The organism is Pannonibacter indicus (assembly GCF_001418225.1).
Lineage (GTDB): Bacteria > Pseudomonadota > Alphaproteobacteria > Rhizobiales > Stappiaceae > Pannonibacter > Pannonibacter indicus.
Genome location: NZ_LIPT01000001.1, coordinates 158,907 through 171,302, shown reverse-complemented (window position 1 = coordinate 171,302; position 12,396 = coordinate 158,907). Strand labels below are relative to the sequence as shown.

Sequence of the window (12,396 nt, the reverse complement as noted above, 5' to 3'; positions counted from 1 at the left end):
GTCTTCCTTTCTCCCGTTTATCCCTGCCGCAGGCGGTAAGCCGCTGCGGCGTTTTGCTTTCTCCGGCTTTCAGCGTCAGGCGCCGAACAGCCGGTAGAACCTGTCCACGGCCAGAGCGGCCTGTGCCTCGATGTCCTTCTCGCGCGGGCGCGGCGTATCACCCAGCATCTGACGGATATGCTGGTCGCGCAGCGCAAGGCCGTAGAGCACCTGATAGGCCTCCTCGGCATCATCGAACTTGACGAAGCCGCGGAACCGGCCTGCTTCCAGCAGGCTGCGGGCCCGGGCAGAAATGGTGTATTTGCCCTTCAGCAGCAACAGGCGTCCCAGCCGGGAATCGTCCCGGTTGGACTGGCCGATGGCCAGCCGGTTCAGTGCCAGCGATGTTTCGCCGGAGAGAACCTCCAGCAGCTCGCGCACGAAACCAGTGAGATGGGCCTTGAAGGTCGTGGCGTCGGTGGCGGCGGCCTCGGAAGCAAAATGAACCTTGCTGGCCTGATAGGCGACGACGGCTGCAAGCAGGCCATCCCGGTCGCCGAACCACTTGTAGAGGCTTTCCTTGGAGCAATTGGCGCTGCGGGCAAGGCCTGCCGTCGTCAGGGCCTTTTCGCCGCCCTCGACAAGCAGCTTCAGCGCGCATTCCAGCACAGCCTGCTGGCGCGGGGAAAAGGCGGCTGCCTCATCCGGCAAGCTGTCGTGAAGGTCTGCACTGGCCAAGGAACCACTCCGGAATTTCTGTACCGTACCGTACGGTTCATGGTTCTAGGCGAGCGGGCAGGCGCCGTCAAGAGGGGAAGACGGGGAGGGGAGCGGAAACCGGGGCGGGCCCTTTCCGGCCCGCCCCGTCTCCAGGGTCAGATCACCACCTGCGTGCCGATCTCCACGACGCGGCCCGTGGGCAGGCGGAAGAAGCTGGTGGTGTCGGCAGCGTTTCGGGCCAGCTGGATGAAGACCCGCTTTGTCAGGCTGGTGAGGGGCGGGGCGGGGGCGGGAATGAGCGTGCGCCGCGACAGGAAGAAGGAGGTCGACATGATGTCGAACTTGATGCCCTGCTTCCGGCAGGCCTTGAGGGCCTTGGGAATGTTGGGGTCTTCCATGTAGCCGAAGTTGACCGTGAGCAGCTTGAAGTCGCCGTTCAGCGGTCTGATCTCAACCCGGTCGTTTTCCTCCACATGCGGCACCGGCTGCGTCTTCACCGTCATGATCAGGTTCTGCTGATGCAGCACCTTGTAGTGCTTGAGGCTGTGCAGCAGCGAGGTTGGCGCGCTTTCCTGGTCCCCCGTCATGAAGATGGCGGTGCCCGGCACCCGGTGCGGCGGGCTTTTCTCCAGCGAGGCGGCAAGGTCTGCCAGCGGGATTTCCATCCGGCGGGTCTTTTCGAAGAGCTTCCGGCTGCCGCGTGTCCAGATGGTCATTACGGCGAGAAGCACCGCCGCCATGAAGATCGATACCCAGCCGCCATCCATGAATTTCAGCATGTTGGCGGTGAGGAACGTGGCGTCGATGGCGGCAAAGATCAGTGTGACCAGCAGCACCGCCGGCAGCGGCCAGCCCCAGACGCCGCGCATCACCAGCGCCAGCAGCAGCGTCGTCGCCAGCATCTGGCCTGATATGGCAATGCCATAGGCCGCGGCGATCGCGTCCGACGATCCGAAGCCCAGCACCAGCGCCAGCACGCCGGCCAGCAGCAGCCAGTTGACCTGCGGCAGGTAGATCTGGCCCGATTGGGTTTCCGAGGTGTGGATCACCGTCAGGCGCGGCAGCAGATGCAGTTGCGCGGCCTGCCGTGCCATCGAAAAGGCACCGGAGATCACCGCCTGACTGGCGATGACCGTTGCCACGGTCGCCAGCACCACAAGCGGTGTCTGGCCCCAGGCGGGCATCATCTCAAACAGCGGCTGGCTGATGGAGCCGCCGGTTCTGAGCAGATAGGCACCCTGACCCAGATAGTTGATCACAAGGGCGGGGAACACCAGCACGAACCAGGTGTGGATGATCGGCTTGCGGCCAAAGTGGCCCAGATCAACATAGAGCGCTTCGGCGCCCGTCACGGCCAGAAAGGCAGCACCGGCCACCGCCAGGGCAACGCCGGTATGGGCCTGTGCGAAGGCGACGGCCTCCAGCGGGTTGAGGGCGCGCAGGATGGCCGGATCATCCATGACATGCCCCGCGCCAGCGGCAGCGAGGCAGGCGAACCAGATCAGCATGACCGGACCAAAGACGGCCGACACTCGCCCGGTGCCGTAACGCTGGGCCGCGAAGAGCGCGATGAGAATGCCGGCGGTGATCGGAATGATGTAGTCCCCGACCGCAGGGACGGTGAGTTTAAAACCTTCGACGGCGGACAGAACCGAGATGGCGGGCGTGATCACCGCATCGCCGAAGAACAGCGCCGCGCCGATGACGCCGAGGGAGACGACGGCAAGGCGCATCCGCCCGGCGGCGGACTGGGCGAGAATGGCGAGTGACAGGGTGCCGCCTTCGCCCTTGTTGCCTGCACGCAGCACGATGAGCGCATATTTGAGGGTGACGATCACCGTCAGCGCCCAGACGATGATCGACAGGGAGCCGGTGATCTCGGTGCTTGTGGGGGGCGCGGTGCCGCCATTCGTCGCTGCCCGCAGCGTCTCGCGCAGGGCATAGATCGGGCTGGTGCCGATGTCGCCATAGACCACACCGGCGGCGCCCAGCATGAGCATGCCGTGGCCGGATCTGGGGAGATGATGTTGAGGAAGACTTGCCTCGCCCTCTAGAGGGCCGTCGCTTGGGGTCATTGCTGACACTACCCCTGCTGTTTTTTCCGGCACCGGCTGGTGTCGTGCCGTCGGGATGAGCGGCAGAGCGGACTTTGCGGAACCGGAAACGCGGGGAAGCGTTTCCGGTTCCGGTCAGGGCCATTATTTAGCCCAAAGTTTGTCAGGCGCACAGATGCGGAAGCGGGTATTCTTCAGCCCGGTTGTTCCCTGGAGTTGCCGATGAAGACGCCTGTCCTTGCCCCGTGTCTTACTCTGTGTCTTGCTCTTCTGACCGCCATGCCCGCAGCGGCGGCGAGCGCGGAAGATGTCTATGAGCGGGTCGAGACCATCCTCGGCGATGCCAAGGGGCTTGATCCGTTTCTGGAAAATGTGCGCCGTGCCCTGGTGACGGGCACGGGAGAAGATGTGGCCGCACTTGCGGCCTTCCCCCTGCCGGTCAACAACAATGGCACGTTCCACTCGGTTGAAACGGCAGAGGAATTCATCGCTGCGTACCCCCGGCTGGTGAGCGGCGAGACAAAGGCCATCGTTGCGGAAGCCGCCTATGAGGATCTTCTGGTGACCGATGAGGGCGTCGCCATCGGCGATGGGGCCGTCTGGCTCAGCCCGGTGTGCGAGGACAATGCCTGCGCGAAGAGCTACTGGGCCATTGTCTCGATCAACAATTGATTCCCGGTTCAGGAGACAGGAAATGCGCTCTGCCCCTCTTCTTGCGCTTGTTTGCGCCGTTGCAGCCTCTCTGCTTGCGGCTTCCGCCTCTGCCGCGCCTGAAAACCGCTGCGGCTGGATCGTCAATCCGACACCGGGCAACTGGTGGCTGACCGACCGGGACGGCGACTGGATTCTGGCCACGCAGGGCTCGGACCGGGAAGCGCTGGGCATGGAGAATATCGGCGATATCTCTGCCGGCGATTACCGCGCTGTGAACGGCAACTATGGCTATGCCTGCGGCTGCATGAAGGTGGAAATCGGAAAGGAAGACGGAACGCAGTTCATCACGGCCGTCTATTCCTTCCGCCAGCTCAAACTGGCCCAATGCGACAAGGACAAATCCCTGCCAAAGGTGGAGTGAAACCAGCACCCGATGGGCTTGCTTTGCAGGCTGTTCGGCAAGCCTCATGCGGAGCATTTGCCTCTCTCTCTGCGCGCTCTGATTGGCGGCGGATTACATCTTTGTCATGACCTATCTGTAACTTTGCGCGGCTCTTCTTCGGGTTTACTCCAGTGTCACCTCAGCGCTGACTGAGAGGTGGTCAAGGAGACCAGGATGAAAAGCCGTTTTCTGATTGCAGTTGCTGCCATTTCTATCATTTCAACCTCAGCACTCGCGGCAGGTACGCCGCACTGGTCCTACGAGGGCGCCGAAGGGCCTGCCCACTGGGCGGAACTCGCAAAGACTTTCGAGGTTTGCGAAGCGGGGCACGAGCAGTCCCCCGTCGATCTGACCCATGCGGTCAAGGCCGAGCCTGCGGATATCATGTTCCACTGGAACAAGGATGCCCATTGGACCGTGGTCAACAATGGCCACACCATTCAGGCCAACACCGATGATGGCGGCACCATTGATCTGGATGGCAAGTCCTACGTGCTGCGCCAGTTCCACTTCCACACGCCGTCCGAACACGCCATCGATGGCAAGAAGGCGCCGATGGAAGCCCATTTCGTGCATCAGGCCGAAGATGGCACGCTGGCGGTCGTCGGCGCCATGATCGAGCCGGGCGGGGAGAATGAGCTGTTCAAGGCCGTGATGGACAAGGCGCCTGCCAAAGCCGGTGAAGAAGTGAAGGTTGGCGCGGCGGATGCGGCAAAGATGCTGCCCGGCACGCGGCACTTCTTCCGATACGAAGGCTCCCTCACGACGCCGCCCTGTTCGGAAACCGTGGTCTGGACGGTAATGAAGGAGCCGATCAAGGTGTCTGAAGCTTCGATCAAGGAATTCGAAGCCATCTACGCCGCCAACGCCCGCCCGCTGCAGCCGATCGGCCGCAGGTTCATTCTGGAAAAGTGATCCGGTGATCCGCGCCTGGACCGGCTGTTTGAGGCCGGTTCAGGCGTCAGGGGGATGGTTATACTTCCCCCATCGCCTTGCGGAAGCGCTGAACGCTGGCGGCGAAGCCGTGAATCAGGGCGTCGGCGGTGAAGCCGTGGCCGATGGACATTTCGCGGATGAAGGGGGCGCGGCTAATCAGTGCCGGGATGTTTTCCACCGTCAGGTCATGCCCCGCATTGACACCGAGGCCTGCGGCACGGGCCGCTTCTGCGGTGGCTACCACCTTGTCAAGCTCCAGCTTCGCCCGCTCCGGACTGTCGTAGCAGGCGCCATAGGGGCCGGTGTAGATCTCGATCCGCTCCGCCCCGATGGCGGCAGCCTCAGGTGCCAGCGCCGGGTCCGGATCAAGGAACAGGGACACGGTGACCGCCCATTCGCGCGCCGCCGTAATGGCTTCCTTCAGCAGCGCCTTGTCCGCGCCGAACTGCCAGCCGTGGTCCGAGGTGTTCTGTTCCGGCGCGTCGGGCACGAACAGCACCTGATCGGGCCGCGCCTTTTCCACCAGATCCAGAAACTCCGGCGTGGGATAACCCTCAAGGCACAGTTCCTTGTTGGGGAACCGGTCTTCGATCAGTTCCGCCAGATCGAACACGTCGCTCTTGCGGATGTGCCGCTCGTCCGGGCGCGGGTGCACGGTGATACCCTTGGCGCCTGCCTCCATAGCGATCGCCGCCATGCCGGTGACGCTCGGCCAGGGCAGATCGCGCCGGTTGCGCAGCATGGCGACGGCGTTGACATTCACGGAAAGGCGGGAGGCAGTCATGGCAGGCGTCCGGCAATGGAATGAGGCGGCTGGTGCCGCAGAGTGCCGAAAATCGGCCGGAACGGCGGTCCTGTCAAACCGGATATTGCTGCGGTGACAAGAATTTATTCGCGCCACCGTCAGGGCGGATACCAAAAACGAACGGCGCGGAGCCATGCCCCGCGCCGTTTGCGTCTCATCAGGCTTGAACCATCACACCCGGTTCAGCAGGCGGGCGCGGATGGTGCCGGGCAGGGCGCGGATTTCCTCGAGGATGTCGACCGCGTTCTCCACCTTGCCGTCCACATCCAGCACCACATAGCCGGTTTCTTCCACCGTCTGCATGAACTGGGCGTGGATGTTGAGATTGTTGCGGGCGAACAGGTCGTTCAGCGTGCGCATGGCGCCCGGCACGTTGCGGTGAACCTGGATGAAGCGGGTGGCATCCGTGCCGCGCGGCAGCTGCACCTGCGGGAAGTTGACCGCACCCACGGTGGAGCCAACGTCCGAATATTCAACGAGGCGGCGGGACACTTCCTCGCCGATGCGCTCCTGCGCCTCTTCCGTGGAACCGCCCACATGCGGGGTCAGGATCACATTTGGGAAGCCGCGCAGCGGGCTGACGAACTCGTCGTTGTTCGACTTGGGCTCGGAGGGGAATACGTCGATGGCTGCACCGGCGATGTGGCCGCTCCTCAGCGCGGCGGCGAGGGCGTCGATGTCCACCACCTTGCCGCGGGCGTTGTTGATGAGGAAGCTGCCGGGCTTCATCTTCGCCAGCTCTTCGGCGCGGATCATGTTCCGCGTCTCGGCCGTGTCCGGCACATGCAGCGACACGATGTCGGAGCGCGACAGCAATTCGTCCAGCGTGTCCACCGGCATCACGTTGCCGTGGCGCAGCTTGTCCACCTTGTCATAATAGATGACGGTGAGGCCCATGGCCTCCGCCAGCGTGGCCAGCTGCGTGCCGATGTTGCCGTAGCCGACGATGCCCAGCGTCTTGCCGCGCACTTCGCGTGAACCGGCGGCCGTCTTCATCCAGCGCCCGGCGTGGGCTGCGGTGGATTTCTCGAAAACGCCGCGCATCAGCATGACGATTTCGGCAATGGTCAGCTCGGCGACGGAGCGTGTGTTGGAGAAGGGGGCGTTGAACACCGGGATGCCGCGCTCGCGGGCAGCGGCCAGATCCACCTGGTTGGTGCCCACCGAGAAGCAGCCGATGGCGACCAGCGTTCCGGCCGCCTCGATCACCTCACGGGTCAGCTGCGTGCGCGAGCGGATGCCCACCACATGCACACCCTTGAGCGCCTCGATCAGCGCCTCCTTGTCAAGCGCCTTCGGCAGCATTTCGACATTGTGATAGCCGCTGGCGTCCAGCACAGCCTTCGCCGTGGGGGAAATGCCCTCCAGCAGCAGCCAGCGGATCTGATTCTTCGGCCGGGACAAACCGTTGCTCATGGGCTTCTAAGCCTTCCTTGTGAGACCTTGCGGTCAGCAATCCGATAGGGCGGGCCGGAACGGAAAACGGTCACCGGCCGGAGCCGGTGACCGTATATTGCGTTGCGGCGCGTGCGTCTATGGCCTTGCAGGGTCTGACAGGGCCTTTCGGGGATGCTTACAGCCCTTCGGGGCCGCGCTGGACGGCAGCGACGCCGGTGCGGGAGACTTCGACGAGGCCGAGCGGCTTCATGATGGTGATGAACTGTTCGATCTTGGACGTGCGGCCGGTGATCTCGAAAACGAAGTGATCCGTCGTGGCATCAATCACCGTGGCGCGGAAGGCATCGGCAAGGCGCAGAGCCTCCAGACGCTTCTCGCCATGGCCTGCCACCTTCACCAGCGCCAGTTCCCGTTCCAGCGGCTTGTCATTGCTGCCAAGGCGCGCCTGCACGGTGAGGTCGGTGACCCGGTGCACCGGCACCAGCCGGTCCAGCTGGTGGCGGATCTGCTCGATCACCATCGGCGTGCCGGTGGTGACGATGGTGATGCGCGACAGATGTGCCTCATGCTCGGTTTCCGAAACGGTGAGGCTGTCGATGTTGTAGCCACGGCCCGAGAACAGGCCGATGACACGGGCCAGCACACCGGGCTCGTTGTCCACCAGGATCGATAGGGTGTGGGACTCGATCTTGTCGCTGACTTCGGCCATGAAATAGGCGGAAGGGGCGTTGACGTTCTGTGCGTTCATGAGAGTTCCTTGCCTCAGACCAGTGCCTTGCCTGCCGAACCGATGGCATTGGCCACCGCTTCGTCATTGGCTTCATCGGGAAGCAGCATTTCGTTGTGGGCCTTGCCCGAGGGAATCATCGGGAAGCAGTTGGCGAGGTTCGCCACGCGGCAGTCGAACAGCACCGGCCTGTCGACGGCGATCATCTCGCGGATGGCATCATCCAGCTCGCCCGGCTTCTCGACGCGGAAACCGACGCCGCCATAGGCCTCGGCCAGCTTCACGAAGTCCGGCAGGCTTTCCATATAGGAATGGGACATGCGGTTGCCATGCAGCAGCTGCTGCCACTGGCGCACCATGCCCATGTACTGGTTGTTGAGGATGAAGATCTTGACCGGCAGGTTGAACTGCACCGCCGTGGACATTTCCTGCATGTTCATCAGCACGGAGGCATCGCCCGCCACACAGATGCTGAGTGCATCGCGGTGGGCAACCTGCGCGCCGATACAGGCCGGCAGGCCATAGCCCATCGTGCCGAGGCCGCCGGAGGTGAGCCAGTGGTTGGGCGATTCAAAGCCGATGTACTGCGCCGCCCACATCTGGTGCTGGCCGACTTCGGTGGAGACATAGGTCTCGCGGCCCCTGGTCAGCTCGGCAAGGCGCTGCAGCGCATACTGCGGCATGATGATGTCGCTGTTGGGCGTGTAGGCAAGGCAGTTGCGCGCGCGCCACTGGCTGATCTGGGCCCACCAGGCCTTGAGCGCGGCCGGATCGGCCTTGGCCCCGGACGAACGCCACAGGCGGACCATGTCTTCCAGAACGTGGCCGACATCGCCGATGACCGGAACATCCACCTTGACCACCTTGTTGATCGAGGAGGGGTCGATGTCGATGTGGATCTTGCGGGCGTTGGGGGCGAAGGCGTCGATGCGGCCGGTGATGCGGTCATCGAAGCGCGCGCCGATGCAGATCATGACGTCGCAGTCATGCATCGTCATGTTGGCTTCATAGGTGCCGTGCATGCCCAGCATGCCGAGCCAGTTCGCGCCGGACGCCGGATAGGCGCCAAGTCCCATGAGCGTGGAGGTGATCGGGAAGCCGGTGAGCTGGACCAGTTCGCGCAGGAGCTGGCTGGCGTGCGGGCCGGAGTTGATGACGCCGCCGCCCGTATAGAAGACCGGCTTCTTCGCGTCGGCCATCAGCTCGATGGCCTGGCGCACGGCATTGAGGTCGCCCTTGACCTGCGGGCGGTAGCTCTTGTGCGCTGCTGCCGGGTTGGCCGTCGGGCCCTGATAGATGCCGGTGGCGAACTGCACGTCTTTCGGAATGTCGATCACGACCGGGCCGGGGCGGCCGGAGGTGGCGACATAGAAGGCCTCATGGATGATGCGCGGCAGGTCGTTGACATCGCGGACCAGCCAGTTGTGCTTGGTGCAGTTGCGGGTGATGCCGACCGTGTCGCATTCCTGGAAGGCGTCCGTGCCGATGAGATGGGTCGGAACCTGGCCGGTGATGCAGACAAGGGGAATGGAATCGAGCATCGCATCGGTCAGCGCGGTGACCATGTTGGTCGCGCCGGGGCCGGAGGTGACCAGAACGACGCCGGGACGGCCGGTGGAACGGGCATAGCCTTCCGCCGCATGACCCGCGCCCTGCTCGTGGCGCACAAGGATGTGCTCGATGTCGTCCTGCTGGATGATCTCGTCATAGATCGGCAGTACCGCGCCGCCGGGATAGCCGAAGATATGTTTCACACCCTGGTCTTTAAGCGCCTGGAGCACCATGCCGGCTCCGGTCATCTCCCGTGTCATCGTCTGCTTCCTTGCCTTGGCTTCTTGATCCGAAATCTCTTGATCTTGCCGTGTTTGAAGTGTGTCCGGAGGGCTGGAACGAAAAAGGGCTCCCGAGGAGCCCTTGCTGCGCGCCAGCCTGTTCCGAACGGATCTACCGTTCAGGCCGCGCGCGTTCCTACTACCAGAAGCAGCTGAGAAGCTGCGAAAATCTGCTTCGCCATCGGGCGTCCCGCTTCCTGACTGCCGGTCTTGCTGTAAAGGCCGGTCATGACAAGTTCAAATCCCGCAGGCCACCTTCGGCAGCTGCTGCAGTTGCGCTGCACACTAGTATTGGTGCCGAGGGTTGGTCAAGCGGAAATTCTGATTATTTCGCAAAAGCCCGTTTGCGTTGCCGAAAGTTGCGGAAGGGGCCGGATGGCTTCCCGGAGTGGCTGATTTCTGCGGATTTTTACGGCCTCTGAAAAGTTTTACACAGGCGCCACAAAAACTTCATCAAACCCTCTTGCATGTCCGGGAGGTGCTGGGTATAAGCCGCTCATCCGAAGCGGACAGGCGCTGACGCCGCCGCGACGAGATGGGTGTATAGCTCAGTTGGTAGAGCATCTGACTCTTAATCAGACGGTCCAAGGTTCGAATCCTTGTGCACCCACCATCTCCTTCCGTTGAAAATCAGGCAGTAGCGAAACCGCCCTGCGGCATGTCTCTTGCTGTTTTTGTCTCCGCTATACCATCCGTAAAAATGCGATTCAGATCACGGATCTGCAGGGCGGGGATGTGCATTGTCAGGACAGGCTGGAGCTTTCCGGCATTCTGGTTCTGATGACACGCACGTGGAGCTCCCATGAAATCGCTGTTCGCCACTGGCGCCCTGATCCTTGCGGGCTGCGTTTCTGCTGCCGGCACTGCGCAGGCTGCGGAAACTGACTGCGCTGCCGATGTGGCCTATGCCGCTTCCGTTCTCGGAAAGGCCGCGACTGAGCGCGCCGGTGCAGCGCTTTCGGCGATGACGCCGGTGGAGGAGAATGGCCGCTGCATTCTGCGGGATGTCTCCCTGCCTTTGACCGAAGGGATGGTCAGCTACACGATCGAGGCGGATGAGGTGGTCTGGACCGCGCAATGGGGGGAGGGCGGCCGGGAGATCGCGCCGCAGAAACTCGTGCTGGAGATGACCGGCGCGCGCAACATCCCGATGTTCGAGGGCATGCCTGAGTCGATCTATCAGATGCGGCTGATGGGGGAGAGGAACCCCGGCAGCCTTCATCTCGACTACGAGCTGGACCCGGAGCGCAAGCAGCTGGCGCTGAACCGGCTGGAAATCGACATGGGCGGCGGCACCCGGATGCGAACGGCGGCGCGGCTTGAGGCGTTTGATCTTCCGGCGCTGCTGGCCGAGCCGGCGCAGATGGACAGGGTGGCGCAGATCCGGCTGCATGAGCTGGACGTCAAGATCGAGAACGGCGGCTTCTTTGAATCCATGTCGGCGGTCTGGATCGCATTCCTTTATCCCGCCTACGGTGATACGCCCGAGAGTGCGGTGGAGACCGCAAAGCAGATGCTGACCAGACAGGCTGAGGAACTGCCGGATCAACTGGTGGATCAGGAAAGCCGCAAGGCATTGGCGTCCATCATTGCGTCCGTTCCCCATCCCGCCGGTCTGATGCATGTGAATGTCAGCTCGGCGAAGGGGATTTCGACGCTGGATTTCGCGCCTCTGGCCACGCTGGGGCCAGTGACCCTTGAGGCCCTGCTGTCGTATATGGAGGGTGTGAAGATCACCGTGCGCCATGATGACGTGCCTTCCTGTGTCTGCGAGAGCCGCTGGTAAGCCTGCGCAGTGTGATCAATGACATTTCTTGCGCCCGGTCAGGCCCGCCTGTCCGGGCATAATTTTTGCCCACAGCTGTGAATTAAATCCTCGGTTGTATCTGGTTGCAAAGATCTGGCGCATGCGGAGGGTGCCCATGCCCTCCGCAGCTTTGCGTATTCAAGGTTGCATGCGCGGTGTGCTCTGTCACTTCATCTTATGCGTGCAAGGCGTTCAGACTGATTCCGTTTTCCGGTCTGCCCGAAGACGTCTTTCTGAGTTCAATATTAAATCCTTAATATGCAAAAATATCGTGGTTAATTAAGTATTAAATTATTATTTTGTGGCTATAAAAAATCCAGCTAAGGTTGTCACGAAGGAATTTCTTCTGCGTCTATCCAGACAAGCCCATGGGGTGAGAGGGTCTGCGTCGAAGACTTTCATGGTTGAAACCGGGAATCGCGCAATGACGAGTGTTTTGCCTGCAAACGGATTATGGACCAGCTGGATCGATGACGCGCCTGTGCTGCGGCGCCGGGCGTTGCGCCTGACGAAAGGGGACAGGGAGGAGGCGGAGGATCTGCTGTCCTCCACCCTGATCAAGGCGATTTCACACGTGGAGCGTGCAGAGACGCATATCCGTGAACCGCGTGCCTTCCTGCTCTTTGCGCTCAAGAACGAGTACATCAGCAGGTTGCGCCGCAAGAACTCGGAACGTCAGGTGCGGGATTTCTCGGCTGACATCTATGAGGACAACGACACGGGTTTTGCGGATGTGCGCCCCTCGCAGGAGCACCTGCTCTGGCAGCAGGAAATCCTGCGCCGGGTGATGGCGGTCATGAATTCCCTGTCCGCAGAGCACCGGCGGATCTTCGAGCTGCGCTTCTGCGAGGAGCAGAGCTACCGGGACATCGCCGATGTGCTGGGCATTTCCGAGGCGCTGGCGCGCAAGCGCGTGCAGACCCTGCGCCAGACGCTGAGGGCGGCCCTTGGCGAAACCGGGCAGGAGCACTGGAACCAGCCGCAAGAGCGGGCCACAAAAACCGCCCCCTCGCGGCCCTCACGGACGAAAGCCTGACGCGTC

Annotated in this window: 11 protein-coding genes and 1 tRNA gene; 6 read left to right on the top strand and 6 right to left on the bottom strand. The window is 62.5% G+C overall.

Annotation, left to right across the window (positions count from 1 at the left end; translation table 11 throughout):
- Window positions 1–75 precede the first annotated feature (75 nt).
- Together ASC48_RS00790 and ASC48_RS00785 are read right to left on the bottom strand one after the other, a co-directional pair.
- The gene (locus ASC48_RS00790; RefSeq protein WP_082439926.1) at window positions 76–717 is read right to left on the bottom strand and encodes a TetR/AcrR family transcriptional regulator; all 642 of its coding nucleotides are present in this window, start codon (window positions 715–717) and stop codon (window positions 76–78) included.
- A gap of 137 nt (window positions 718–854) precedes the next feature.
- Window positions 855–2,774 carry a potassium transporter Kup gene (locus ASC48_RS00785; RefSeq protein WP_055453933.1) on the bottom strand — a complete coding sequence of 640 codons (1,920 nt, stop codon included), beginning with the start codon at window positions 2,772–2,774 and terminating at the stop codon, window positions 855–857.
- Between the two features lie 201 nt (window positions 2,775–2,975).
- Between ASC48_RS00785 and ASC48_RS00780 the strand changes: the two genes are divergently transcribed.
- The 3 genes from ASC48_RS00780 (at window position 2,976) to ASC48_RS00770 (ending at window position 4,764) form a co-directional block, all read left to right on the top strand.
- The gene (locus ASC48_RS00780; RefSeq protein ID WP_072242503.1) at window positions 2,976–3,425 is read left to right on the top strand and encodes a hypothetical protein; all 450 of its coding nucleotides are present in this window, start codon (window positions 2,976–2,978) and stop codon (window positions 3,423–3,425) included.
- 22 nt (window positions 3,426–3,447) lie between these two features.
- Complete coding sequence (locus ASC48_RS00775; RefSeq protein WP_055453931.1) at window positions 3,448–3,828, top strand: DUF4087 domain-containing protein; 381 nt, start codon at window positions 3,448–3,450, stop codon at window positions 3,826–3,828.
- Between the two features lie 195 nt (window positions 3,829–4,023).
- Window positions 4,024–4,764 (top strand): carbonic anhydrase, encoded by a 741-nt coding sequence (locus ASC48_RS00770; protein ID WP_055453930.1) that lies wholly within the window; start codon window positions 4,024–4,026, stop codon window positions 4,762–4,764.
- A 58-nt stretch (window positions 4,765–4,822) separates the two neighbouring features.
- On the opposite strand, the gene ASC48_RS00765 is transcribed toward ASC48_RS00770, so the two are convergent.
- From ASC48_RS00765 to ASC48_RS00750, 4 genes are all read right to left on the bottom strand, one after another.
- Window positions 4,823–5,569 (bottom strand): pyridoxine 5'-phosphate synthase, encoded by a 747-nt coding sequence (locus ASC48_RS00765; protein WP_055453929.1) that lies wholly within the window; start codon window positions 5,567–5,569, stop codon window positions 4,823–4,825.
- A gap of 192 nt (window positions 5,570–5,761) precedes the next feature.
- Entirely contained in the window at window positions 5,762–7,006 is a 1,245-nt protein-coding gene (gene serA, locus ASC48_RS00760; protein WP_055453928.1) for a phosphoglycerate dehydrogenase, read from the bottom strand.
- A 157-nt stretch (window positions 7,007–7,163) separates the two neighbouring features.
- Complete coding sequence (gene ilvN, locus ASC48_RS00755; RefSeq protein WP_055453927.1) at window positions 7,164–7,736, bottom strand: acetolactate synthase small subunit; 573 nt, start codon at window positions 7,734–7,736, stop codon at window positions 7,164–7,166.
- A 14-nt stretch (window positions 7,737–7,750) separates the two neighbouring features.
- Window positions 7,751–9,526 (bottom strand): acetolactate synthase 3 large subunit, encoded by a 1,776-nt coding sequence (locus ASC48_RS00750; RefSeq protein WP_055453926.1) that lies wholly within the window; start codon window positions 9,524–9,526, stop codon window positions 7,751–7,753.
- 558 nt (window positions 9,527–10,084) lie between these two features.
- On the opposite strand from ASC48_RS00750, the gene ASC48_RS00745 reads away from it, so the two are divergent.
- From ASC48_RS00745 to ASC48_RS00735, 3 genes are all read left to right on the top strand, one after another.
- Window positions 10,085–10,160, top strand: a tRNA-Lys gene (locus ASC48_RS00745).
- Between the two features lie 189 nt (window positions 10,161–10,349).
- The gene (locus ASC48_RS00740) at window positions 10,350–11,333 is read left to right on the top strand and encodes a hypothetical protein (protein WP_055453925.1); all 984 of its coding nucleotides are present in this window, start codon (window positions 10,350–10,352) and stop codon (window positions 11,331–11,333) included.
- 445 nt (window positions 11,334–11,778) lie between these two features.
- Window positions 11,779–12,390, top strand: a complete 612-nt coding sequence (locus ASC48_RS00735) for an RNA polymerase sigma factor (RefSeq protein ID WP_208975481.1) — start codon at window positions 11,779–11,781, stop codon at window positions 12,388–12,390.
- Window positions 12,391–12,396 lie beyond the last annotated feature (6 nt).

Bases quoted from the DNA above. Each gene is read 5' to 3' on its own strand.
- ASC48_RS00785 (WP_055453933.1), bottom strand. From the start codon at position 2,774: ATGACCCCAAGCGACGGCCCTCTAGAGGGCGAGGCAAGTCTTCCTCAA.
- ASC48_RS00780 (WP_072242503.1), top strand. From the start codon at position 2,976: ATGAAGACGCCTGTCCTTGCCCCGTGTCTTACTCTGTGTCTTGCTCTT.
- ASC48_RS00775 (WP_055453931.1), top strand. From the start codon at position 3,448: ATGCGCTCTGCCCCTCTTCTTGCGCTTGTTTGCGCCGTTGCAGCCTCT.
- ASC48_RS00770 (WP_055453930.1), top strand. From the start codon at position 4,024: ATGAAAAGCCGTTTTCTGATTGCAGTTGCTGCCATTTCTATCATTTCA.
- ASC48_RS00765 (WP_055453929.1), bottom strand. From the start codon at position 5,569: ATGACTGCCTCCCGCCTTTCCGTGAATGTCAACGCCGTCGCCATGCTG.
- serA (WP_055453928.1), bottom strand. From the start codon at position 7,006: ATGAGCAACGGTTTGTCCCGGCCGAAGAATCAGATCCGCTGGCTGCTG.
- ilvN (WP_055453927.1), bottom strand. From the start codon at position 7,736: ATGAACGCACAGAACGTCAACGCCCCTTCCGCCTATTTCATGGCCGAA.
- ASC48_RS00750 (WP_055453926.1), bottom strand. From the start codon at position 9,526: ATGACACGGGAGATGACCGGAGCCGGCATGGTGCTCCAGGCGCTTAAA.
- ASC48_RS00740 (WP_055453925.1), top strand. From the start codon at position 10,350: ATGAAATCGCTGTTCGCCACTGGCGCCCTGATCCTTGCGGGCTGCGTT.
- ASC48_RS00735 (WP_208975481.1), top strand. From the start codon at position 11,779: ATGACGAGTGTTTTGCCTGCAAACGGATTATGGACCAGCTGGATCGAT.